Here is a 24,554-nt window from a genome sequence, read left to right as displayed (position 1 = left end):
TAGTGAATCATAGAGACTGTGGTAATGCTGCTGATGACAGTGACATTGTCGCAGTTTCTATTTTTTGAGCTATATTTGGTAGACAAAGGATTCATGCGATTATTATCTTGATGAAGTGGAAAAGAATAAGAGAGCCGAACGGGTGAGTAGTCACTTGAAGAGGTGTTCTGGCAAGTTTCTCGGCTCCCGTTTAGGTGAGTTGTTGGAGTAAAATTATTTCTATGAAAAGAAAGCTGTGTCTGTATTTTTCTCAGATTCAGCTTTCTTTTCGGATAGTTACAATCGTGCTTCAGATCATCCGGTATCCAGCAAAGGAAGCGCGTGTCTCGCTAATCCACTGTCTAGCAGTCGGTCCATGCTCGACGGTCTCGGCGTAGATGAGACAGGTCGTTCGCCGAGTCTCCTTCAGCTCGGGCATGAACACGGCTACGAGGCCGCTATCCCGTACCAGCTCCTTACGCAGATAGGATTTGGGCAGCAAAGCGGCTGCCTTGCAGGTAGGCAGTAGGCGGACGATCGCTTCGAAGGAATCAATCTCCATGCGAATGTCCGGCATAATGCCGTTCTGCTGGAACAGCTCGTCCGTGAGGCGACGATACCAAGTTCCCTTGGAGAAGAAAATCATCGGTAATCCTTGCAGCTCAGCCATTCCAGTTGGTCCCGGCTGTGCGGCCAGTGGGTGCCCGACAGGGACGACCAGCATCAGATGATCATCGAAGAGCGGGACACAACTCAGTCCAGGCTCTTCAATGGATGAGCCGACGATGCCGGCATCTGCCTTCTTGTCCCGCACAAAGCCGACGATCTCATGCGTCTTGCCAGTCAGCAGCTTCAGCTCAGTCTGGGGGTGCTTGCTCATGAAAGCCTCCATCAGCGTAGGCAGGGTTGTCTGAATCGTCGTCAGACTTGCGCCCAGTGTCAATTCGCTCTGGCCCTCATGCTTGTATTGCGACAGCTTGTTCAAGAAGCGAAGCTGCCGCTGTCTTTGCTCCAGCGCGAAGGTGTAGACAAAGCGCCCAGTAGAAGTTAATTCCAGCCGCTTACCACGCCTGTCGAACAGTTTGACTCCCAGTTCCTCCTCCAGCTTGGCTATTTTTCGTGAAAGGGCAGGCTGTGATAAATTTAATAGCTTTGAAGCCTTATTCAGGCTCGATTGCTCTACAACGATGGCAAACGCACTCATATCCTCAAACAGGGCTAACAGCTCCTTTTCGTCTAAATCAACCAACCACAGCTTAGTTTTAACAGGTATATGCTTAAATGTTATAACAATTAATAAATATATTGCAATTCCATTATAAGATGAAAAGGAGTAACATAAAAAGTGACACAAGTTGTTCACAGTTAATCAGTCAGGTTTAGGAACAATTTGTCGAAACTCCTCTTAGGAGATATGATAAATATAGAATTTGAAAACGCTATTTTTGGGAAGGGGAACAATGCATATGAAAGGGTTTTACTCCCGCAAGATTCACTCTTTGCTTGGTATCATTCCACTGGGCCTGTTTTTTGTGAATCACCTGCTCGCGAATTTCAGCGCAGTAGAGAACGGCAAGGAAGGCTTTGACAAGAGCGTGGCTTTCATTAATGGACTACCACTTGTGCTCGTTCTGGAGTTCGTAATGATCTATTTACCGATGCTGTTCCACGGTGTATATGGTCTATACATTGCCTACCAGGCGAAGCCGAATGTGAATCGCTACGGGTATGAGCGCAACTGGCGCTATTTGGTACAGCGGATTACAGGCGTCATTGCCTTCGTCTTCATTATCTGGCACGTGTATGATACGCGTGTGCAGGTGGCATTGGGCAACATTACGCATGAGCAGCTTGGCGGCCAGATGTATGCTATTCTGAGCAATCCTGTATCCTTCGTCCTCTACACAATCAGTGTAGTGGCCGTATCCTTCCACTTTGCCAACGGACTATGGTCCTTCCTGGTTAGCTGGGGGATTACAGTAGGTGCACGTGCTCAACGTGTCTCCTCTTTCATTTGCATGGGAGTATTTGCAGTGATGTCCGTCATGTTCATTGCGACACTCTTTGCGTTCCGTGGGGCTGAATTCAGTGAGGCAACCTCTCTGCTGAACACCATTTCCGCTCTGTACAGCTAAGAATGGATTATAGAGGTTTACATCATAAGTAGATGATCATAACAAGATTCATCGGCAAGTATTACTGAAGAGGAAGTGAGAATTCATGGCAGCATCCAATATTATTGTCGTGGGCGGCGGTCTCGCTGGCTTGATGGCGACCATCAAGGCGGCAGAAGCAGGCGTTCACGTAGACCTATTCTCGCTGGTACCAGTCAAGCGCTCACACTCGGTCTGTGCGCAGGGCGGTATTAACGGAGCAGTAAATACCAAAGGTGAGGGCGACTCCCCGTGGATTCACTTCGATGATTCCGTCTATGGAGGAGATTTCCTGGCTAATCAGCCACCAGTTAAGGCGATGTGCGAAGCGGCACCGGGCATTATCCACCTTATGGATCGTATGGGTGTTATGTTCAACCGTACCCCAGAGGGTCTGCTTGATTTCCGCCGTTTTGGTGGTACTCAGCATCACCGTACTGCATTTGCAGGTGCTACGACAGGGCAGCAGCTCTTGTATGCATTGGATGAGCAGGTACGTCGCTGGGAAGCAGCGGGTCTTGTCACCAAGCACGAGAACTCTGAATTCCTGCAGGCTGTTATTGATGATGAGGGGATCTGCCGTGGTATTGTGGCTCAGGAGCTGAAGACGATGGAGATCGCGACAATTGTAGCCGATGCCGTCATTCTTGCCTCCGGTGGTCCTGGCATTATTTTCGGTAAAACGACGAATTCCGTCATTAATACCGGAACTGCTGCCGGCGCGGTATATCAGCAGGGTGTACGCTATGCAAATGGTGAGTTCATCCAGATTCACCCAACAGCCATTCCTGGTGATGACAAGCTGCGTCTGATGTCCGAGTCGGCTCGCGGTGAAGGTGGGCGGATCTGGACCTATAAGGACGGTAAGCCTTGGTACTTCCTGGAGGAAAAATATCCGGCTTACGGCAACCTGGTTCCGCGTGATATCGCAACTCGTGAAATCTTCAGTGTCTGCGTGGATCAGGGACTCGGAATTAACGGCGAGAACATGGTCTATCTGGACTTATCGCATAAGGACCCCAAAGAGCTGGACGTCAAGCTCGGCGGAATTATTGAAATCTATGAGAAATTCGTCGGTGACGATCCACGCAAGCTGCCCATGCGCATCTTCCCTGCGGTTCACTACTCCATGGGTGGGATGTGGGTAGATTACAATCAAATGACGAACATTCCTGGTCTGTTCGCTGCTGGTGAATGTGAGTTCCAGTATCATGGTGCGAACCGTCTCGGCGCGAACTCCTTGCTATCTGCTATCTATGGCGGTATGGTTGCTGGTCCGAAAGCAGTAGAGTACATCAAGGGGCTTAAGAAATCGGCTCGCGATGTGGCCTCCTCTGTATTCGAGGGGCAACGCAAGCAGCAGCTGGATAAATATGAAGGCATCCTGACCAATGATGGTAACGAGAACGCTTATGTCATTCATAAAGAGCTTGGCGAGTGGATGACCAACAATATGACAGTGGTGCGCTACAACGATAAGCTCGAAGCGACGATCAACAAAATCAAGGAGCTCAAGCAGCGCTATCGCAAGATTAACATCAATGACGCATCACGCTGGAACAATACGGGCGCAGCCTTCACACGTCAGCTGTGGAACATGCTGGAGCTGGCAGAGGCGATGACCAAGGGAGCACTGCTGCGTGATGAGAGTCGTGGTGCACACTATAAGCCGGAATTCCCGGATCGGAATGATGAAGGGTTCCTGAAGACGACCATTGCGGATTGGACTCCGGAAGGACCACAAATCTCGTACGAGCCTGTGGACGTATCTCTCATTCCACCGCGTGTACGTGACTATTCCAAGAGCAAATAATTCGGCCGAGATGGCTGAAGTGACGACTACCCGGTCTGTCTGCGCCTATATTAACGGGCAGCCGGAGGAAAGGATGAAATAGGATGGCCGATGTGAAAAAAACGGTTAAGCTAGTCATTACCCGTCAGGATCAGCCGGAGTCGGCACCGTATAAGGAAGAGTTCGAGATTCCTTACCGCTCTGGCATGAATGTCATCAGTGCACTGATGGAGATTCAGCGGAATCCAGTCACCAGTTCAGGGGGCGATACAGCACCAGTATGCTGGGAATCCAACTGTCTGGAGGAGGTATGTGGTGCCTGCTCCATGGTGATTAACGGCAAGCCGCGTCAGGCTTGTGCGGCATTGATCGATCAACTGGAGCAGCCGGTACAGGTGGCACCGATGAGCACCTTCCCTGTAGTACGGGATCTGGTCATTGACCGTGGACGGATGTTCAATGCATTGAAGAAAGTAAAAGCATGGATTCCAATCGACGGTACTTATGACCTGGGTGCCGGGCCGAGAATGAATGAGAAGAAGCGACAATGGGCTTATGAGTTGTCCAAATGTATGACCTGCGGCGTCTGCCTGGAGGCGTGTCCGAATGTGAACGAGAAGACGGACTTCATTGGACCTGCGGCGATCTCTCAGGTGCGTCTCTTCAACAGTCATCCTACAGGTGAGATGAACAAGGATGAGCGTCTGGAGGCACTCATGGAGGCTGGTGGAATCGAAGGCTGCGGCAACTCACAGAACTGTGTGCGCGCTTGTCCGAAAGGCATTCCATTGACAACTTCGATTGCTGAAATGAACAAGGAAACAACCAAGCACATGTTCAAGCGTTGGCTGACGGTGTAACGGTATAGCATCCTTGAAATGCTCCCTGTCATGAGAACTGCGCAGCAGTTGTCTGGCGGGGAGCGTTTTTTTTCAATACACTTCCGGCTTATGATATACTACGTGTAATAAAAACGACCCAGTACTTTAATCAGATTACAGCTGAGTATAGAGTCGTCGCAAGCGGTGATCCTTGTCGACCGCTCTTAAGCCTGTTGTTCCATGATCTAAGGTGAAATCGAATTGAATAGCAAGCTGAAAGGAATTGAGCGTATGACTCATAACATGATCATTGAGCAGCCCCTTACGCAGACGGAGCTTGTGCGTTCCCTGTATAATCTGGGTGTTCGTGAAGGCATGACACTGCTCGTACATACTTCGCTGCGCAGCTTCGGACGATATATTCCAGGCGACGCGAGCACTGTCATTACGGCGCTCCGACTCGCATTGGGACCGCAAGGGACGCTGGTCATGCCGACCCAATCAAGTGACCTGACAGATCCTGCAACATGGCAGGCTCCCCCAGCAGATCCGAAATGGTGGAATCTGATCCGCGAGGAGATGCCAGCTTATGATCCATACTTGACGGTTACAAATGGCATGGGGCGAGTCGCCGAGCTGTTTCGGCTGTTGCCTGGAGTGATACGTAGCATGCATCCCCAGCTCTCCTTTGCTGCTCAAGGTCCACTTGCAGAGGCCTTGCTGGCTGAGCACAGTCTTGATTTTGCTCTTGGTGAGGCTTCTCCACTGGCAAGAATGTATGAGAACGATGCCTACGTGTTACTGTTAGGCTGCGGACATGAGAGCAATACCTCGTTGCATCTTGCAGAGTACAGGACGGATTATGCAGGAAAGGAAGAGCAGGAGCTTCTGGCGCCTGTGCTACAGCAGGGGAGCAAGCAATGGGTTAAGCGTCGGGATATCAATATTACGTCAGATGATTTTGACCGCCTGGGTGCAGATTTTGAGCGGGAGTACCCAGGTGAGGCTCGGCGTGTGGAGATCGGTCAGGCATCCTGTTTCTTGGGCCGACAGCGGGTGTTAGTCGATTATGCTCAAGCATGGCTACCGGTCAACCGAACTTTATAAATAAGGAGGCCTGATGCATATGGTGGATAAGCCGCATGCAGGGAGGCCTGAGTCGGATAGGGAGAAGGAAGCTACAGATACTAGGCAGGGTCTGGATGAGGTGACATCTGGGCAGACAGTAACCTCTGGAGAGCTCAAAATGACACGGCGAAGCTTTCTGAAGAAGGGGGCTGTTGCGGCGGTAGGCATGGCCCTGCTGACGGGCGGATATGCCAGTGTCTGGGAGCCACACAGGCTGGAGATTACCCGATTGTCGCTCAGCTTCCCGGGGCTGCCGAGTAGCTTTGACGGTATGCGTATCGTGCATTTCAGCGATATGCATTTGGGCTTCTTTACGAATGATGATCATATTGACCATATGGCAGAGGCTATTCGACAGCTTCAGCCAGATTTGCTGTGCTTCACGGGTGACATTGTCGATGATTATGCAGATTCCATGCAGGACTACCTTCCCTTGTTGACTGCAATGGAGGCCCCGCTGGGGAAGTACGCTGTGCTAGGTAATCATGATTATCGGGGCATCCCCGAAGGAGTGCAGGCATTATATAAACATACTGGATTTCGCTTGCTCAAAAATGAACATGAGATCCTTGAGCGTCACGGGGAGCGATTAGCTATTGTTGGCCTGGAGGATTTGCTGCTTAGCAAGCCGGATCTGTCTAGAGCCACAGCAGGGATTCCAGCCACCATGTTCAAGCTGCTGCTCATGCATGCGCCTGATTTTGCAGATCAGGCTGCAGAAGCCGGCATTCATTTGCAGCTGTCGGGGCATAGCCATGGAGGGCAGATTCGGGCCCCGTTCCTTGGCGCGCTCAAGACTCCACCTGGTGGCCGCAAGTATGTGCAGGGGCTATATAGCGTAGGAGAGCGTAAGATGCCAGTATACGTAAATCGAGGTATCGGGATGACCCAGTTGCCTGTCCGGGTATTGTGTCCTCCTGAGCTTACGGTGCTTACACTCCGAAGAGGACAGGATGTGTAGCGTCTGGAGTGCTCCAGGGTGCAATTCGTTCAGCGAGGTTAGAGATGAAGGAGGAATCAGGATGCAACGAATTGCTATAGTCTCGGATTTGCACGGTAATCTGGCTGCATGGAATGCAGTACTGGAGGATATATCTGTACGAGGGGTAACGGAAATCTACTGCCTCGGAGATTTGGTCGGTAAAGGGCCGAACCCAGTAGAGGTATTTGAAAGTGCACGTAAGCACTGCAAGATTATAATTAGAGGGAACTGGGATGAGCTGGTCGGACGAGAACCGGACGAGAACTTCAGTTGGCATGCGAAGCTATTGGGGCCACAGCGAGTTCGTGAGCTAGGGGAGTTGCCATTCCATTATGATTTTCTAATGAGCGGGCGCCGTATTCGGCTTGTCCATGCTTCTCCGCAGAGTGTCTACCACCGGGTACAACCTTGGGATTCCGCTGAAAGTCGAATGGGGATGTTCGATCCAACACCCGACGAGAAGGAAGACAGCCGTTTCGAACCTGATACCGTGGGGTATGGAGATGTACATAATGCTTTTCTGCAACACCTGCACGGCAGAACTTTATTCAATGTAGGCAGTGTGGGCAATCCGCTGGATATGACGGAGGCTTCGTATTGTATCCTGGAGGGGCATATCGGAGACACTACACGGAAAGGCTTCTCGATCCAGTTCATTCGAGTCCCGTACGATATTGAACTGGCTGTAAGACAGGCTGAAGAGGCCAAGGTGCCATCATTGAATTATTACATCAGAGAATTACGGACTGCCATATACAGAGGCTTGCAGGATTAGGCTTCCGGTCCCGCGATATAAATGTCAGGCTGTGGACGCCCACCGGAGGTACCCAAGGAGGTAATATGGTGCTGACGAAACAGACAATTCGTGCTTCACTTCCCGAGCTATATTCGGCAAGGACCAGAATGCGCAAGCTGCGTCCAGAGGATGGAGGCAGGCTGAGGCAGCTGCTGTCTGACCCGCTCGTAGTCCAATATGTCAATCGTAATAACAAGCCGCATGAGGAACGGGCTCTTCGACTTGTACAGCAAATCCATACCAGCTCAGCCGCTCTGGAGGCCTTACATTATGTAATCACACTCCGTGAGCATGAGACGGTGATCGGGCTGATCTCATATCAGCACTGGAATGAGCGGAATGGTCAGGTGCAGATTGGCTATATTCTGGAGCGAGACTATTGGGGCCAGGGGCTGGCAAGTGAGATCGTGAAGGAATGGCTAGCTCTGGGCTTTAACAATCTGGGCTTCAAACGAGTCGAGGGCAGATGCCATGAGCAGAACGGAGCTTCGGCACGTGTGCTGCTGAAGAACGGAATGAGGCTGGATCGTAAGCTAGGCTATCACGGTATCGGAAACGAAGGCACGATCGTAGAGGTTTATGGCATCGATGCGGAGGAGTTCATCACTTCGAATGAGGGGACTCACCAACCGCAATATTGAGCTCTGATTTCTTATCGTTATGTTTTGTTACACAATTGAAATATAGATGCAAAAAGACTCTAACAGACAGCGGGTACAATGATGACATGACCCCCTTTTGAATATTATAAATGTTGGGACCCGAAGCTTCGGGTCCACTTTTTTTGTTAGGGTAGTTGTTAGGGGAGTACAACCGTGAAGCTGTCTAACTCTGTAGCTTGTACTTGACTTGATGCAGGCCCAGATTCGGGCAGGGCTTCCTTACGATCTTGATCAACAGCAACGCCTCCAGTAGTGGTAGAAAAAGAAAGGTAAGGCGTGATTGTCAGTGCTGTGACGTCTTCACCAAGTGGTGCAAACAATTTTGTGCTGGACGAGTAACGGATACCATCACGAACCTGAACGCTGGTTCCTCCTGAAGATGTTAACAACCTTCTACCTTCCTGATCCTCCACTTTAAAGGTTATCCTATAATCGGAATGATCATCTTCGCTCGTTATTGTATTATAGGTCAACAGCATGCCAGCCGCACTGCTTTTGATGCTAGCCACGTTTAATTCGATATCTGCTACCCGCTGCATATTGTTTACTGTAATGAGTTGTGTGTCAGTCTGCATGCTTACAGGAATATTGAACTGCCATTGCCTGTTCTCTCCCTCATGGAAGAGAAGGCCTAGCTCGAACTGAGCCGGCAGATCAGCAGGTGGGCTGATGTCAATAATTCCGACATGATAGGTTGGTGTTATTTCAGTTCGGGTCTGGCCTCTGTTGAAGAAAGTTTCTTTGCCGTTCACGGTAATGTCAGTCCTTAGCTGAGCATCCCAGTCCAGTGGCTGCTGGGATACCAAGGAATAGGCCACGGATAGTCTTATTCCGTCGTAAAATACCTCGTTAATGGTCATCGAAGTACCGTCGCTGGTTTGGGTCTCTCCAATGGCCGTAGTTAAGCCCTGCTCGCTGGCATTCCTCAGCCCGGGATCTCCTTGCTGAACAAATATTGAACCGATTACGGGAATCTGCGCCATGATGCTGGCCATAGCCGGAGAGACGAAGCCTGAGCCCAGCAGCAGACCCAGTGTTGCCACGGCGGCGGTTGCACGGTACAGCACTTTTTTTCGTAGTCGGATGGGAGAAGGTCTTCTCGGATGATCCTCTTGTATTGTAGCTGAGATGATCTGATCGAGTCGATCTATTGGCACGGGGATGCTGTCGATCTCGTTTTTAAAGGAAGGAATCTGTTCTGTCTTCATCATAGGCTCCTTTCAGTTGTTGGCGAAGGATGAACAAGCCGCGATGGATATGGGTCTTGACCGTGCCTTCAGGAATATCAAGTATCCCGGCTATCTGCACGATCGTGAAATCTTTATAGAAGCGTAGCAGTAGCACCGACTTATATTTCTCTTCCAGCGTGTCCAGTGCTTGCAGCAGATCAATCTGCTCTTCGAGCTGTCCATGGTCCGTGATGGCGTGATTTTCAAGCATTTCTGGACTAAAAGGGATCACTTTTTGCTTTCCTTTTAGAAAAGCTAGGGCTGTATTAATCAGAATCCGGGTCATCCATGTGGAGTAGTAGTGGGTGTTCTGAAGCGTGGAGATCGCCTTGAAAGCCTTGTATATCGTTTCCTGAAAAACCTCCAGCGCATCCTCTTCATTCCCCATATAAATAAAGGCCATTCTGTAGAGCTTTTCTTTGTCAGCGTGGACCAGCTCCTGAAATGCTTTCGCATCCCCCTGCTTGGCTCGGACAATCAGTTCTGAATATGTACTCAAGGCTAATTTACCTCCTTCTTCTCTGATTAGAGAGATTAGGTTGGCAAAACGTTTCAAATTTCTTTGAAATGGACTGTCATAGGCATCAAATAGAACCCAATACTGGATTAGGAGGAGGCAGGGTATACAGGAAGAGGAATACGAAGGGAGAAGGGCATGAGGTGAGAAGGATACGAAGAGGCATAGGAATGATTAGAGAGTTCCTGAAAAGCAGGATAAAATAGCAGGACAAAGTAAGGTAAAAACGACAAGAAAGCAAGCAAAACAAGAATGCAAAACAAGAATGGGCCTTCACACCAGAGTGCCGTAGCGGCTGCCCGTGACGATCAGATCCATTTCTAATGAGAGATTGCTTGAGCTAGCTTATAGTGGAACCGTCACCTTCTGCTGTTGCTTGTAATACACCCAGGATGTATAGCCAATCTCCTTCAGCAGGCTGCGCACTTCCTCCCAGTCATCACCGACACGGGATGGTACATGAGCGTCCGAACCAAAGGTGACCTCGACTCCATAATGATGAGCACGCTCCAAAATGCTATTCGACGGATACCATCCACCGACTCGCTTGGTCTTCCCGGAGGTATTAATCTCAATGGCTATGCCGCAGGAAGCAATCGTCTGCAGGGTATCGTCTATAGCTGCTTTGGCTTCGATATCCGAGAATGCAGGATAGTTGCCCTTCATGGCGTCAATATGCCCTAGAATCTGGAACATACCACTCCGTGCAGAATCCTTGATCATTCGGTAATAGGTGCTCTTGATCTCCTGCTGCTTCTCCGTGCGAAGACCCTTCCAGCGGCGCTCATTGAAAATGCTGACACCTTCCACATGATGTACAGAGCCAATCAGGTAATCAAATGGATATGCAGCGAGCGTCGTCCGATACAATTCGAAGTGCTCCGGAAAATAGTCCGTCTCCAGACCGAGCAGCACATCAATTCGTCCTGCATATTCGCGCTGCAGCTTCAGAACCTCTTCAACGTAGCCACTTAGCTGTGACTTCGCCATGTAGATTTGTGGGAATGCCTGATCCTTGTCACTGCCCAAGTAGGGGGAATGATCAGATATACCGATCACCTGTAATCCTGCTGCTATGCCAGCTTCTATGTAGTCCCTTATGTTGCCGTCTGCATGTCCGCAGCGGAAATGGTGAGTATGCAGGTCAAACTTCATGTTGTCTGTTCCTCCTTGTCACTCGGAGCTGATAAAATGCGTCTCCGGCATTCCCTTCAGGTCGCTTAAAAATTGTTGCATGGCAGAGTTCAGATAACGGGTGGATTTATAGATGACTCCTACAGGATGACTAACCTCCAGCTCACGAACAGGGATTAGCTTGAGCGTCCCGGCACGCATCTCGGCTGTTACGGATTGCTTGGAAATGATGGCAGCTCCAAGATTAATCTCAACCATCCGCTTCACCTCTTCACTGCTGGACAACTCCATGACTACATGAGGCTCAATATTGAATTTCTTAAATACATCATCAACGAAGCGGCGTCCTACCGTATCAGGTGACAAGAGAATCAGGGGAATCTCGCGCAAAGCTTCCATCGTCGCCTGTGGCCTGGATGCCAAGGGGTGATGGGGCGAGACAACAAGCTCGAAGGTATCGTAATACAAAATCGAAGTACTGAGGTTCGGATTGCGCTCAATCAAATACCCGATTCCTACATCAATCAGTCCACTCTCCACCTGCTGATAAATGGCTGATGAGGGCATCGATTGAATGGAGGTCTTGATCAGAGGGAATTGGTCCTGAAAGTAGGAGAGTACTCGCGGTAAAATCTGAATGGCTATGGATGTGGTTGTACCCATAATGATCTGACCTTGAGGTACCTCTTTCAGATCGGTTAGCTTCTGGCGTAGCTCCTCCACGACATCCAGAATTCGTTCGGCATGCTCTAAAAATACCTTTCCCGGGTCCGTTAGGGTCACCGGCTGGTTCCGATCGACGAGCACGGTCTTGAACTCATCCTCCAGGCTCTTGATCTGGGCGGATACCGCAGGCTGAGTCAGATTTAGCAGCTCTCCCGCCTTGCGAAAGCTCATGGTTTTGGAGATGGTAAGCAGGGTCTCCAATTGGCTGATATTCATGGAATCCCTCCTAATCTGTTGTTCACACTGCCGGAATTCTTTTTTCTATCCCTAAATTATAGGTGAATCCAGGCGCTAGGGCAATGAGAGAGGCGTCGGAACGTGATAAAAGCAGCTATTTTTTTGTATGTGCAAGCTGGAATCACTGTACGGGTTCCTCACATATTGTTGTGTTCCTTCATTAAATAAGCGGAAAATCATTAGATAAGTGAACTATTTCCCCCAATGCCCCTGTCTCTTACCGTTTTTTCATTTATGTAGCACTCGTACCGTTTTAGTATGTGAATAGTATGTGAGAAAGCTATATGCCCTCATTCATTTACCCGAAAAAACACATAAGACTAAAGTCCTTTAGAAATAAATTTGGTACAGGCTACCAATATCACTGGTGAAATTTTCGTATAGGACAAAGTTCGTATAAATTGTACTTTTTGCTATAAAAAATGGCTTTCCTTTTGACGATAAGGAAGAAGTGACGTGTTATTTTAATTTATAATGAATTGTTTTTGATCTTACAGTATAATACAAATAATGATAAATGGGACTTTTGTTGTGTGACTAAAAACCCATAAGCGAAGGGGTGTAAGGTAACGTGAAGGCGGAAGTAATTAATCCTTTTCTGGAATCGGCTCGTAATGTCATTGAGCAGTTGATTCAAATTTCTCCCTCGACAGGAGCCCTCGGTATCAAGGACATCGAGGTGATTGACGGGCATATCTGGATCATGATCGGGATGACCGGCCAATTGAGTGGTAATGTGATGTTCGGTATTCAGGAGCAGGTGGCCCTCAAGATCGTGTCAGCGATGATGGGTGGCTTTGTGATTACAGAAATGGATGAAATGAGCAAAAGTGCCATCTCCGAGCTGGGTAACATGATTAGCGGTAACGCAAGCACGATTCTGTCCAATCAAGGGGTCGCAGTAGACATTACTCCTCCGCAGGTTGTGAATTCCTCAAGTCTCAACATCAGTCCACAGCGTGCGCTGTGCATACCTCTTGTCATGGATGGAATCGGTGAACTGGATATTCAGGTGATGATCTCCTAATATAGAAGATATCATTCTTCTAATCAGACATGTTGTATGGACGATGCAGGATGCTGATAGGTCAAAGGAGCACCGATCATGAATAGGCTGAAGGACAAGGTTGTATGGATTACAGGAGCATCCAGCGGCATAGGAGCCATGTGTGCGGAGCTGCTTGAGCAGCGAGGTGCCATTCCCGTTCTGACGGCCCGATCAGCAGAGAAGCTACAAGAGATTTCCACTCGTCTGCAAGGCCGACACCAGTGGATGAGCATGGACGTCACAAGTGATGAAGAGGTCGCCCAGACCGCGGCCCGTATTCAGCAAGAGTTCGGAGCGGTAGATATTGTGCTCAATAATGCAGGATATGGAAAATTTGAGGCGATCACGGATATGCCCATTGAGGAATATGGACGTATGATGGACGTGAATTATATGGGAGCGGTGCGGTGCATTCAGGCTGTATTGCCAGCGATGCTTGCACGGAGGGACGGTCAAATCGTCAATGTCGCCTCTATGGCAGGAAAGATCGGGACAGCCAAATCCACTTCGTATACGGCCACGAAGCATGCTTTGCTTGGATTCAGCAATGCATTGCGTCAGGAGATACGTGGGACGGGGATCACTGTAACAACGATTAATCCTGGACCGATAGACACGCCCTTCTTCGATATCGCCGATCCCAATGGAAGATATGTCAGCAACGTCAGATGGATGATGCTCAAGCCGGAGCAGGTCGCAGAACAGATTGTACGTGCGATGGAGAAGCGTAAGGAAGAAGTCAACTTGCCGAGACTGGCCTCCGCGGCTATCCGGCTGTATCAGCTATTTCCCAGGCTGGCCGATCGGCTTACCCATGGGATTATGAATCAGAAATAGACTGGCTGTGTACTGACAGCCGGTTTTTTTGCGTGTGAAGGACTGTCTGCATGTAGGCTTCCTGGACCTATAAAGAACGTAATTTGGTCAGGAAGCTCTTTTCGCATATAATGGAAGATGATGATGAATCAGAGCTTTCACCTGCAAATAGTGCAGCTAGGATGTAAGACTGAACTTCAGGAAAGCTGTTGATGAACAACGGTGAAAATATGTATAGGGGTTGGACGATCTTGGCAGAATTGAATTTTACAGCATTGAATATACAACAATCACTTACGGACAAGCTTGCAGAGCATGGCATTACGCAGCCATCGCCAGTGCAACAGGAGGCCATCCCGCTGATTCTGGAGGGACGGGATGTGCTCGCCAGATCACAGACGGGTACAGGGAAGACTTTGGCATACTTGCTACCACTCCTTCAATCTATTAATCCTGCTGAGAAGAGTACCCAGAAGCTGGTGCTGGCTCCTAGTCAGGAGCTTGCCATGCAGATCGTCCGTGAGGCGCAGCGTTACGGTGAGAGTCTGGGCATTGGGGTGCTTGGTCTGATCGGCGGAGCGGCAGTCAAGCGACAGATCGACAAGCTGCGTGAGCATCCAGCCTTGGTAGTCGGTACCCCTGGACGGGTGCGGGAGCTGCTTGCATTGCGCAAGCTGAAGATGCACAAGGTATCTACAGTCGTCGTGGATGAAGTGGATCAGATGTTCAAGCTCGGAGACTCTGGCGAGGTACGCAATATTCTGAAGAGCGCTCTTCGGGACCGGCAGCTGGTCTTCCTGTCTGCTACGCTGAATGATGAGATTCGGGGACTGGCCCGTCAGGAGATGAGAGAGCCAGCCGAGGTAGGTATTGATCCGAGCCGAGTGACGGCAGAAGGGCTCCAGCATCTTTATTTTGTGTGCGAGGAGCGTGACAAGGCGGATATGCTTCGCCGGATCGTAAGGCAATATAACCCGCGCAAGGCCATTGTCTTTGTTAACGTCACGGATGATCTAGGCGAAGTCGAAGCGAAGATGAACTATGTGGGCTTAAGCGCTGCGGCTCTCTACGGGGATGCAGATAAAGTCACGCGGGCTCGCGTTATGTCGCAATTCCGCAATGACAAGCTGAAGCTGCTGATCGCTTCCGATGTGGCGGCTCGCGGGCTGGATGTCGAGGGGCTGGACATGGTCATTCACTATGACCCGGCTACCGATGCCGAGCACTATGTGCACCGGGCAGGCCGCACAGGTCGGATGGGTAAAAAGGGAACGGTGGTCTCCATTGTTACCGAGCGCGAAGAATTCATTATGCGCAAATTCTCACGGGAGATCGGGGAGAGCATTCAGCAGCGTGTGCTTCAGGACGGCAAGGTGCTCAGTCTGGATGAGCAGAAGGCCTACTCCGCCCCACGACATGCCAGAACGGGCAGCGCCAGTCACAATATGAGTAATGGCAATAAGCAAGATAGCCACAAGCAGGATAGCAGCAAACGTAGTAGCAGTATCAGGAGCAACAGCAGCAACACCAGTAACGGAAGTAATAGCGGTAATAGCGGTAAGACCACCAGCACCACGAATAGCGGTCGTAATAGCACCAGTCGTACAGCTCCGTCCTCTGAGCGATCAGAACGTGCAGGGAGAAGTGCCAACACATCTGGTCGCAGTCCGCTGAAGAGTCAGCGAGATCGGGATCGGGATCGCAAGAATAAAGGAGCACCGAAGTGGCTCAAGGAAAAAGCATCCCGCTCAGATGAATCAACCCGTGAATAAATAGATCAATACGCAGGCGCTGCCGAGAGTCATGTGTCGCGGCGCGCCCGGAACGGAAAAGAGGGGAAGCCATGCAACAGGAACAGAAGCCTGTATTGGAGATTAGCGGACTGACGGGCGGCTACAGCGCCAAGCGTCCTGTACTGCACGATATCTCACTGGAGGTACGTCCCGGGGAGATGATCGGTCTGATCGGCCTGAACGGAGCAGGCAAGAGCACGACCATGAAGCATATTCTGGGACTCATGACGCCGCATAGCGGAGTAATTCGGGTACAGGGCTCGACCAGAGAACAGCAGCCAGAGCAATATCAGGCTGGAATCGCTTTTGTCCCGGAGGCACCTGAGTTATATCCAGAGCTTACAGTGATGGAGCATCTGGAGTTCACAGCTCGTGCTTATGGTGTGAGTGAGGAGGATTTTCGTACGAGATCAGCGATGCTGTTGGATTTGTTCCGGATGAAGGAGAAGAGCAGCAGTCTGTCGATCCATTTGTCCAAGGGGATGCGCCAGAAGGTGATGATTATGTGCGCCTTTTTGGCAAGGCCGCCGCTGTATATTATTGATGAGCCTTTTCTGGGATTAGATCCTTTAGGGATACGCTCCTTGCTGGATTTCATGCTAGAGATTCGGAATTCAGGCTCGTCCATTCTGCTTAGCTCACATATTCTGTCTACCATTGAGAATTATTGTGATCGGTTCGTGGTGCTGCATCATGGCTCCATCATTGCCAAGGGCACTTTGGATGAGGTTAGGGCACAGGCAGGGAAACCGGGCGTCCCGCTGGAGGAAGTATTCTATTCTCTAGTACAGGACAGGGACTAAGCCATGGACTTGAACAAGCTTCTGCAAGACAGAAGAGCGTCGTTCTGGAAGCAGGTCCTGCCTTATCTTGGTTATGTGCTGCAGAGTGGACTTGCTGCTGTGTTTGCCTTTATCATGATTGCATTCGCAGCATGGTACACCTCGCTGCTGCAGAACGTTCCGGCGGATCTGCCCATCCGTTGGATCATGCTGCTCGTGCTGATTCCAGTTGCCTATAGCAGCTACCGGACCTATCTGACAGATGCGGATATCGTCTTCCTGCGTCCGCAAGAGCATCGAATGCAGGTTTATTTTCGGAGTGTACATACAAGAGGAGTCACCTACAAGGCAGTAGGCATGCTGTTGTTATTGATGATCCTATGGCCATTGTACGTGCGCAGTGAGGTGGAGCCGAGAGCACTGATTTTGTCAGTCGTCCTGCTCCTGTTGGTCAAGGGCTTATCAGGCTATGGCGGATGGCAGGAGCTGAGAATAGTCTCTCCATCGCTGCGAAGGGTGTTTGCAGTAGGTAGATGGGTGCTTGTCGTGCTTATTCTGGGAGCCTGGTGGTGGTATCCGCCGTTGCGGAGCCTTCCATTCATTGTGCTCATTGCTGTGCTGTATCTGATCCTGTTGAGACTTCCCATCAAGCATCCGGTGTCATGGGAGCTGTTGATCGCTCAAGAGAAGAGCAACGGCGGCAGGCTGATGCGTGTGTTAAGCTGGTTCGTAGATGTGCCCGCATTGGGACAGCAGATTACATCACGCAGTTGGCTCTCCTGGCTAGGAGCCGGGATGGGCTGGAACCGAACCAATGCTTATCGTTATCTGTTAACCAAGACCTTTATTCGCACCGAGCCTGCGGGGATTGTCATCCGCCTATTGGTGCTTGGTCTCTTGCTCGTTGGCTTTACGGCATCTGGATGGCTTGGCAGTCTGCTGTATCTGCTATTTCTGTTGCTCATTGGCCTTCAGATCACCTCCCTGCGACGCAGTCATCAGGAATCCCTGTGGCTACAGCTATATCCGATTACGTCGGAGCAGCGCAAGCAGGCTTTCCTTGGCTTCATCACACGCATGATCGTGCCAATCGTCATCTTGCTCTGGCTCCCTTTGCTTAGCGGGGGAATGGAGCGATTGGGGATGAGCGTATTGACCTTGGCTGGCGGTGGAGTTGTGCTGCTGTTGATGAGAGCCTCTCAAGCCAGACGCTGGGCCAAGGCGGAAGAGGATGAGTAGCAGAGCTTGTCTGACGAGGTTAGTTGGGAGTTGGGATAGCGAGGTAAATATAGAATTTATAAAGTGAGAGGGAGCCGAAGTCAGGCTCCCTTGTTTTATTTTGGAAGTACCATGAACAATTCTACAGTGGGTTTACTGAACAGACACACAATAGATTAGGTAGGGAGTTTGTTTATGAAATTGTGTATGATGATCATCTTCGTGTGTATCCTGACTTCTTGTGGAATAAGTAACAATGGATTGCCGACTAGCGAGAACGAAACATCTACTAACTTATCAAGAGATTTTAAGGATGTAGAGACTAAGAAAGAAAGCGTTGACCAAAGTGAGAATAAACAATACTTCCAGAAGGCAATTTATACTCACGGTAATGTAAAGAGTCTATACCCTGTGCTTGTTCATTTAGAAGATTCAGAAAAACAAAATAGAATAAACAAAATACTGAAAAATGATGTTTTGAGAGCCTTGGAAAGTTATGTAGAGGATAATCCAGACATGGAAATTCAACTGGACTTCACTCCACGTCGCATCGGAAAAGAATTGCTGAGTATTCAATACCTGGGTACTAGTTACACTACAACTGGCGCTTACCCTGTTAATATTTCTTTTACAACTAATGTTGATTTAATCACTGAGAAGAGGATCGGAATTACAGACTTGTTAATTATAAACGATACTTTTTTGGAACTGCTGAGAAAAGCAAAATATGTAACATATGATCCAGATTTAGAAGTTGAATCAGAAGCTAAGGATTATTTTAATAGTTATACTAATCATGAGTTAATTTCCTATTTGGAACATTCTGATGAGTTTAGCGAGCAGAACGAATTAGGTATCTACACATATATTACGAATGACTCATTGGGCATCTCCTTTGGAGTACCCCATGCGATTGGAGACCATGCGGAGTTCGAGATTAGTCTTAGTGAGTTACAGGATGGTACTTTTAAATAGAAGGGGTGGATTGAGCCAATATTCCAGTAAGTACCTCACTTGTCAGGAGAGAACTGAATCAAGGGAAAAGTTATAGAAAAAATATCCGTAAGAATTTGTGGGGGATTTTCCTGATTATTCAACTGCTTTCTTAGAAATGAAAATCCAATCATTGTCCATAATATATTCAAATTATCCGCATTTCAACTATAATCATGTAGCTGTATCTATCCCGATAAGGTACCGTGGTAAAAATATAGGACTACACAGAGTGTTATTTAACTTTGATGGGGAAATAGAGGACGACTTTTATTTTATGGATTAATTCCTTCTAGACTTTAATATATCTTGTATAAACAGAGCAAAAACAAGGGCGATCACAGCGTACATACGCGTGGTCGCCCTCTTCTGATTTCTAATCTACGCCAAATCCTGATAGGCCTGGTACACGAGGTTGTACAAGTCCTCCAGATATTCCTCTGCAATACAGGAGAAAGCAATACGCAGATCATGCTCACCGAGAGCGATGGTGCCTACGCCATATTGCTGCAGCAGGTGTGTACGCAATTCCTCAGCATGCACCTTCTTCAGCTTCAGACACATGAAGTAGCCGGAGTTGAACGGATAGTATTCCCATGCATCATCATACTTGCCTGTGTCCAGCAATGCCTTGACCTTGTTCGCCCGGCCCTTCATCACTGCGAATTTCTCAGCCTTTTGGGCTTCGAATTCCGGTGACTGCAGCGCATCCAGTACGAAGGTCTGGGACGGGTGTGGACCACTGGAGATCGTGGCACGAATGATCCCCAGTGTCTTTTGCTCCAGAGCGGAGAGGACCTCGCTGCTGTCAGAAGCATAGGTGATGAAGCCGACGCGGAAGCCCCATACATACTCTTCCTTGGTGGCACCGTCAATTTTGACAGCCAGCACCCGTGGGTGGATATTTGCAAGTTTGCCAAAAAGAGATTCCTGCAAAGATTCCTCAAAGAAGAGTCCAAAGTAGGCATCGTCGGTAACGACTACAACGTTGATCCCGGCTTCAGCAGCATCGCGGATGGCCGCAACAATCTCGTTACCTTCCTCAAGCCCTGGGGTGTAGCCAGTCGGATTGTTCGGGAAGTTGAGCAGCACGATCGCTTTACCTTGCTCCTTCTGAGCCATGAGCGCTTCGCGCAAGCCTTGACTGTTGAAGCGCATGTCCTCTGTGAACAGCGGATAATTGACGAGCCGAGCATGACGACGGACACCGAAGGTCAGCTCGTAGTTCTCCCAGTTCTTGTCTGGATAAATGACAGCATCGCCTTCGTCAGCGAACAGATCAGCCACGATACTGAGACCGTGGGTCAATGCATTCGTCACGATGGGATTGCCGAAGGATTTATGTTGTAAGGATGGGTTCTCCACCAGCATTTTGCTACGCCAAGCTGTACGCAGCTCAGGCTTGCCCGCAGGAGGGGCATAAGGATACAGATCCTTCGGTTGGAAAGCTGACAGCTTCTCCTGAATGACACTCAGGTGCATTGGGCCGCCTTCTTCAGTAGCGATACCAATGGTGGCATTGTATTTTTGGGCCAGCTTCCCTGCTTCGGCAGATTGACTCAGAATACCTTCCTTCGGAAAGTAGATTTCTTTGCCGAGGGTGGAGAGCATTTCGTATACATGCACTTGCTCGGTGTGAAGCGTGTGATTCAATTGCTCAGCCAATGAATTCATTCGGTTCATCCTTCCAGTCGATGGAAATGCATGACCCTGTACCGCAGGGCAGCATGGCACCATCTAGTTCTAATTACTAATTGCCATACATTATAGCATTTCACCGCGGCACAGTCACCCGAAAAAGCGCATCGTCACAGGGAAAATCAAGAAGAATGGAAGGGACAATATTTGCGCATGAGTTCCGCAGTCTGAATGTCCTTACCTTGAGCACGTTCCTCCAGTCTTTCAGTCATCTCATTCCGAGCCCCTGCACTCAGGTTTTGCCCAAATTTGAACTTGGCTGTCAGCGAGGAAGGCACGATCCGGGTGACGGACACGCCCTTGAGTGCAACACGGTAGCGTTCATCATTGGCCTGGATAGGGGCATATCCGCCCTCTGGCTGGAGCTTGCGCATGAATGCGCCGAGTACGGCTGCCTTCTCATCCAGATCCGTGACAGCCTCCGCATGTCCGAGTAGGGTGACACTTTTAAAATACGCGGTTGCTGGGCAGGCAAGCTCCGCATCTGTGTAGTATGAGGGGATGAGCGAATATTCCTCAGCCACGGTGAAGCTGACCTGAGCATGAGCCTTTATATTCTTCATTTTCTCTCCGGCGTAGCTACCATGAAAATAAATAATCCCGTTCTCATACACAAAATTAAGTGGAGTCACGCGTGGCTCTCCCTCTTGGGTCACGGTTCCCAGAAAGCCAAACGTCATATAATTCAGAAATTCCTGAATATCCTGCTCCTCTTGTACGCTGAATTCTTTTCTTCGCATGCTCAAATAGCCTCCTTCATCGTATGCTCTAGCCGGCCGGTTCGAGATATGTAACTAGCATAAAACGAAAATTGACATGAAAATAGATCCACTTTAAAGTAATTTGTATAGGCCACTCTTATGGAGATGAAGATCATGGACTTTATGCTGCCGCTGGAATCTTATGTAGAGCGGTATCGATATAAATATGCTGCGCTTTACCATGCGCTCAAGGATGCTATTTGGGAGGGGAGATTGGAGGAGGGTATGCGTCTGCCGTCTTCGCGTTGGATGGCCAAGCATTATGGACTTTCGCGTGGTTCGGTAGCCGAGGCTTACGAAATGCTACAGGCGGATGGCTATGTGCATACCGAGATCGGAAGCGGTACCTACGTAGCCTTTGCAGCGGGCTCCGTCTCCAGTCCGACAGAGGAAGCGCCGATCCTCCTTTCTCCATGGGCCAGACGAGTCATGGGTACGGAGCAGCCCCATCGTCAGCAGGATGAAGGTAGGCTGTGCTCTTCCATTTCGTCGTCTAACCGTTTACCTGAGACAAAGGCGTCACAGTATTTCTTTGGGGCTGCCATACACACGCCAGGCACTGCGGATGCTCCGAGCCCGAGCGACATCAGCTTTGTGCCGCGCCGCATGCCAGAGGACCATTTTCCTGAAGCAGAATGGCGAAGGTCGCTTTCAGCAGCTGCAGCGGCTAACGCAGTGAATAGAGGGGTGGCTGATGCGAAAGGAAGTCTAGAATTGCGGGAAGCTATCGCTGCCCACCTGCGTCTGACACGAGGTATCCGTACATTGGCAGAGCGAATTATTTTGTTCAATGGCTCAATGCACGGTATTGCACTGCTGACGCAGCTGCTTATACAGGGGCAGGATGAGGTGGTGCTGGAGCAGCTTTGCTATCCGGGAATTCGCAGAGCAGTCGAGGTCTGTGATGGGCGGATTGTAGCCGCAGAGCTCGACGGGGAAGGGATCATCCCGGACGACTGGAAGGCCCGGCTGCTATTCGTGACACCAGCCCGCCAATTTCCGACTGGAGCGGTGCTAAGTCTGCAGCGCAGAAGAGAGCTGTTAAGCTGGGCTTCGCGAACGGGGGCCGTCATTGTGGAGGATGACTACGACAGCGAATTCCGCTGGGGAGGCAGGCCGATCGAGCCCTTAAAGGCACTGGACACAGAGGAACGCGTGATCTATGTAGGGTCCTTCTCCAAGACGATGCCGGAGGATTTCCGTGTAGGCTTCGCTGTAGTACCTCCCTCACTAGTGGAACCCTTGCTATCGGCCAAGCAGCTGTATGATCCGATCCCTTCTGGACAGCTGGAGCAGCGGGCTATGGCTTATTTCATGACGAGAGGTAGCTATGCTCGCCATCTGCGTCGTCTTACACGCTTATATGAGGTGCGATATTCCGTCTTCACTACATGGATGAAGTATTATACAGATTCATTATTTGACCTGGAGCCAACAGATGCAGGGCTACATGTCTTCGGACGCTGGCGGCAGGACCCGGCGAGCTACGAGGTGTTCAGGCGAGCTGCAGCTGCGCGTGGTGTCTGGATGAGGGACATGAAGGACTATAGCTTGTCCCCCTCGGTTCCAGCGGTGAGCTTCGGCTTCTCGCATCTGGATGAACAGCAGCTGGAGGAAGGGGCCCGGCGTATGCAACTGGCATGGCAGGATGTGCTGGATTTGCAGAAGCAAAGCGAACAACAGGATTTGGACAGGAGGTAGAAAGAAGTGCTTCATATGCAACCATCGCAGCTTGTGCTGCTCCCGGCTTTTGCCAAAATCGTATGTGAACCAGGCTGGAGATGGCAGCCGCGTGAGAAGCCGATGCCTAATTACGATCTGTTCTATGTATGGAGTGGGGAAGGCACGGTTACGGTCAATCAGGACAATTATGAGGTGGGAGCCGGCAGCTGCTTCCTGTTCAGGCCTGGAGATTATACAAGTGCCGTGCACAATCCGCAGCGCCCACTTGTTCTTACGTATATTCATTTTGATGTCGAGGCTTCCCCCGAGCTTGTGCCTGAGCGTTATCGGGTGCTGGAGGAGACAGTGGACTTCGAGCATATGTTGTCCAGGTATGTACGACTGTCTTTGGAGCAAGCCTATGGCGCTATTGAGGAAGGGCGGCTCTTGCTGCAGCAATTGCTAATTCATCTGCTGCGGGCAGATCGGCAGGAGAAGGTAGTCCGTACCGTCAGCCATCATCTGGAGGAAGGGATCTATGAGATCGCCAACTTTGTTCGTCAGCATCCAGGTATGCAGCATCGCGTGGAGGAGCTGGCAGCCCGGGTCGGATTGTCTCCGAGATACTTCTCCATCAAGTTCAAAGAGATGACCGGGATATCGGTGCAAGCTCATATCATCCGTATGCGAATTGAGCGTGCGCAGCATCTGCTCCTGCATGCAGGTATGAATGTTACGGAAGTAGCGGAGGCGCTAGGCTACAGGGACATCTTTTTCTTCAGCCGACAGTTCAAGCAATATACGGGGAAAAGCCCATCGGAGATACGTTAACCATGATCTTCATTCAAAAAACAGCGGGTTGAACCGTGGTTGACGGAGCTTTCCACTCACAGCAGCTCTACACGTACATTTGACTGCCTCAAAGGACTATTTGGCTGCTGGATCATCCGAATTGAACGCGCCCATCTAGCAGGGAGCTTCACTTCTTGCTCGTCGTTTCAAGTCAGGAGCTGCTGGGTAATCCTCTCTAAGAGCACCCGGCAAGGTCTGGGATACATAGAGAAGGGAGACATCGGATATGAACAGACGACGCAGAATGCTGACACGCAGAGGCAACGGCTCCGGGCTGGTGAAGTCTCGTTTTCGGCAGCGCAGAATTAGGGTAGCAGAGCCACAAAGTGTATGGTTCTGATCTGCGTAAGGCGCACACAATGAGACGCTAATCGAACACGTTATGCATACGACAGCCCGAAGGGGCATGTCATACATACAGTATTGGGTAACACGTATTGTCGCAATGCCAGACGTACAAAAAGGTCGAGTACAGGAGTAAACTGTACCCTATAAGATGGACACTTTAAAAAAGGTCATCTTGTAGGGTGTTTTTTGTGTCAATCAATTAAAACGAGCGGTGGTCGAATCGAATGTCTAAAAAATTATTTTCCACTCAAGAACAAACGCAATTAAGAACAAATCCCTATGTGAAAAATGTCAGTGCCAAAGCCATTACATATACGGATGCGTTTAAAGAACGATTTATTCAAGAATACAATCAAGGTAAGTTTCCAAGTGAGATTTTTCAGGGGGCCGGCTTTGACTTGGACGTTTTGGGTACAACCAGAATTAT

General features: G+C 49.8%; 23 protein-coding genes. 16 read left to right on the top strand and 7 right to left on the bottom strand.

Annotation, left to right across the window (positions count from 1 at the left end; genetic code table 11):
* Positions 1-289: 289 nt before the first annotated feature.
* Positions 290-1,195 carry a LysR family transcriptional regulator gene (locus tag K331_RS0115105; protein ID WP_028590958.1) on the bottom strand — a complete coding sequence of 302 codons (906 nt, stop codon included), beginning with the start codon at positions 1,193-1,195 and terminating at the stop codon, positions 290-292.
* Between the two features lie 250 nt (positions 1,196-1,445).
* On the opposite strand from K331_RS0115105, the gene K331_RS0115100 reads away from it, so the two are divergent.
* The 7 genes from K331_RS0115100 (at position 1,446) to K331_RS29680 (ending at position 8,292) form a co-directional block, all read left to right on the top strand.
* Complete coding sequence (locus tag K331_RS0115100) at positions 1,446-2,114, top strand: succinate dehydrogenase cytochrome b558 subunit (protein WP_028590957.1); 669 nt, start codon at positions 1,446-1,448, stop codon at positions 2,112-2,114.
* An 85-nt stretch (positions 2,115-2,199) separates the two neighbouring features.
* Complete coding sequence (gene sdhA / locus K331_RS0115095) at positions 2,200-3,945, top strand: succinate dehydrogenase flavoprotein subunit (protein WP_028590956.1); 1,746 nt, start codon at positions 2,200-2,202, stop codon at positions 3,943-3,945.
* Positions 3,946-4,028: 83 nt separating this feature from the next.
* Positions 4,029-4,784: a succinate dehydrogenase iron-sulfur subunit gene (sdhB, locus tag K331_RS0115090; protein ID WP_025680173.1), complete on the top strand. Its 756-nt coding sequence runs from the start codon at positions 4,029-4,031 to the stop codon at positions 4,782-4,784.
* A gap of 252 nt (positions 4,785-5,036) precedes the next feature.
* Positions 5,037-5,852, top strand: coding sequence for an aminoglycoside N(3)-acetyltransferase (locus K331_RS0115085; protein ID WP_028590955.1), 816 nt, complete (start codon positions 5,037-5,039; stop codon positions 5,850-5,852).
* 19 nt (positions 5,853-5,871) lie between these two features.
* Positions 5,872-6,834, top strand: a complete 963-nt coding sequence (locus K331_RS0115080; protein ID WP_028590954.1) for a metallophosphoesterase — start codon at positions 5,872-5,874, stop codon at positions 6,832-6,834.
* A 61-nt stretch (positions 6,835-6,895) separates the two neighbouring features.
* Positions 6,896-7,630, top strand: coding sequence for a metallophosphoesterase family protein (locus tag K331_RS0115075; RefSeq protein WP_028590953.1), 735 nt, complete (start codon positions 6,896-6,898; stop codon positions 7,628-7,630).
* Positions 7,631-7,695: 65 nt separating this feature from the next.
* Positions 7,696-8,292: a GNAT family N-acetyltransferase gene (locus K331_RS29680; protein WP_051289854.1), complete on the top strand. Its 597-nt coding sequence runs from the start codon at positions 7,696-7,698 to the stop codon at positions 8,290-8,292.
* 158 nt (positions 8,293-8,450) lie between these two features.
* Here the strand turns inward: K331_RS29680 and K331_RS31025 are convergent, their stop codons facing one another.
* The 4 genes from K331_RS31025 to K331_RS0115050 form a co-directional block, all read right to left on the bottom strand.
* Positions 8,451-9,524: a DUF4179 domain-containing protein gene (locus tag K331_RS31025; RefSeq protein WP_084165484.1), complete on the bottom strand. Its 1,074-nt coding sequence runs from the start codon at positions 9,522-9,524 to the stop codon at positions 8,451-8,453.
* The gene (locus tag K331_RS0115060) at positions 9,493-10,041 is read right to left on the bottom strand and encodes a sigma-70 family RNA polymerase sigma factor (protein WP_036635018.1); all 549 of its coding nucleotides are present in this window, start codon (positions 10,039-10,041) and stop codon (positions 9,493-9,495) included. The genes K331_RS31025 and K331_RS0115060 overlap by 32 nt, the downstream gene beginning before the upstream one ends.
* 363 nt (positions 10,042-10,404) lie before the next feature.
* Positions 10,405-11,214, bottom strand: a complete 810-nt coding sequence (locus K331_RS0115055) for a histidinol-phosphatase (RefSeq protein WP_028590951.1) — start codon at positions 11,212-11,214, stop codon at positions 10,405-10,407.
* Positions 11,215-11,232: 18 nt separating this feature from the next.
* On the bottom strand, positions 11,233-12,135 hold the full coding sequence (locus K331_RS0115050) for a LysR family transcriptional regulator (protein ID WP_018885561.1): 903 nt from the start codon (positions 12,133-12,135) through the stop codon (positions 11,233-11,235).
* A gap of 592 nt (positions 12,136-12,727) precedes the next feature.
* On the opposite strand from K331_RS0115050, the gene K331_RS0115045 reads away from it, so the two are divergent.
* The 6 genes from K331_RS0115045 (at position 12,728) to K331_RS0115020 (ending at position 18,788) form a co-directional block, all read left to right on the top strand.
* Positions 12,728-13,183 (top strand): chemotaxis protein CheX, encoded by a 456-nt coding sequence (locus tag K331_RS0115045; RefSeq protein WP_018885560.1) that lies wholly within the window; start codon positions 12,728-12,730, stop codon positions 13,181-13,183.
* A gap of 78 nt (positions 13,184-13,261) precedes the next feature.
* Positions 13,262-14,041 carry an SDR family NAD(P)-dependent oxidoreductase gene (locus K331_RS0115040; RefSeq protein WP_028590950.1) on the top strand — a complete coding sequence of 260 codons (780 nt, stop codon included), beginning with the start codon at positions 13,262-13,264 and terminating at the stop codon, positions 14,039-14,041.
* Between the two features lie 230 nt (positions 14,042-14,271).
* Positions 14,272-15,792 carry a DEAD/DEAH box helicase gene (locus K331_RS0115035; protein ID WP_028590949.1) on the top strand — a complete coding sequence of 507 codons (1,521 nt, stop codon included), beginning with the start codon at positions 14,272-14,274 and terminating at the stop codon, positions 15,790-15,792.
* 71 nt (positions 15,793-15,863) lie between these two features.
* Positions 15,864-16,616 carry an ABC transporter ATP-binding protein gene (locus K331_RS0115030; protein WP_028590948.1) on the top strand — a complete coding sequence of 251 codons (753 nt, stop codon included), beginning with the start codon at positions 15,864-15,866 and terminating at the stop codon, positions 16,614-16,616.
* A gap of 3 nt (positions 16,617-16,619) precedes the next feature.
* On the top strand, positions 16,620-17,834 hold the full coding sequence (locus K331_RS0115025; protein ID WP_028590947.1) for an ABC transporter permease: 1,215 nt from the start codon (positions 16,620-16,622) through the stop codon (positions 17,832-17,834).
* Between the two features lie 174 nt (positions 17,835-18,008).
* Positions 18,009-18,788, top strand: a complete 780-nt coding sequence (locus K331_RS0115020) for a hypothetical protein (RefSeq protein WP_028590946.1) — start codon at positions 18,009-18,011, stop codon at positions 18,786-18,788.
* 399 nt (positions 18,789-19,187) lie between these two features.
* Here K331_RS0115020 and K331_RS0115015 read toward each other — a convergent pair whose 3' ends face one another.
* Positions 19,188-20,480 (bottom strand): aminotransferase class I/II-fold pyridoxal phosphate-dependent enzyme, encoded by a 1,293-nt coding sequence (locus K331_RS0115015; RefSeq protein ID WP_028590945.1) that lies wholly within the window; start codon positions 20,478-20,480, stop codon positions 19,188-19,190.
* 146 nt (positions 20,481-20,626) lie between these two features.
* Positions 20,627-21,244 carry a pyridoxamine 5'-phosphate oxidase family protein gene (locus tag K331_RS0115010; protein WP_028590944.1) on the bottom strand — a complete coding sequence of 206 codons (618 nt, stop codon included), beginning with the start codon at positions 21,242-21,244 and terminating at the stop codon, positions 20,627-20,629.
* A 135-nt stretch (positions 21,245-21,379) separates the two neighbouring features.
* Here K331_RS0115010 and pdxR point away from each other — a divergent pair, with 135 nt between their 5' ends.
* The 3 genes from pdxR to K331_RS0114990 all read left to right on the top strand — a co-directional run.
* Positions 21,380-22,966 carry a MocR-like pyridoxine biosynthesis transcription factor PdxR gene (gene pdxR, locus K331_RS0115005; protein WP_036635014.1) on the top strand — a complete coding sequence of 529 codons (1,587 nt, stop codon included), beginning with the start codon at positions 21,380-21,382 and terminating at the stop codon, positions 22,964-22,966.
* Between the two features lie 6 nt (positions 22,967-22,972).
* Positions 22,973-23,758, top strand: a complete 786-nt coding sequence (locus K331_RS0115000) for an AraC family transcriptional regulator (RefSeq protein ID WP_028590942.1) — start codon at positions 22,973-22,975, stop codon at positions 23,756-23,758.
* Positions 23,759-24,351: 593 nt separating this feature from the next.
* Positions 24,352-24,554 (top strand): HTH domain-containing protein (locus tag K331_RS0114990; RefSeq protein ID WP_028591041.1); only part of this gene is annotated, 203 nt, incomplete at its 3' end.

The sequence above is a fragment of the Paenibacillus massiliensis subsp. panacisoli DSM 21345 genome (assembly GCF_000426545.1).
In the GTDB taxonomy this organism is placed as follows: Bacteria; Bacillota; Bacilli; order Paenibacillales; family Paenibacillaceae; genus Paenibacillus; species Paenibacillus panacisoli.
Note: the sequence above shows the minus strand (reverse complement) of the source record. Positions and strands in the feature narration are given on the sequence as shown.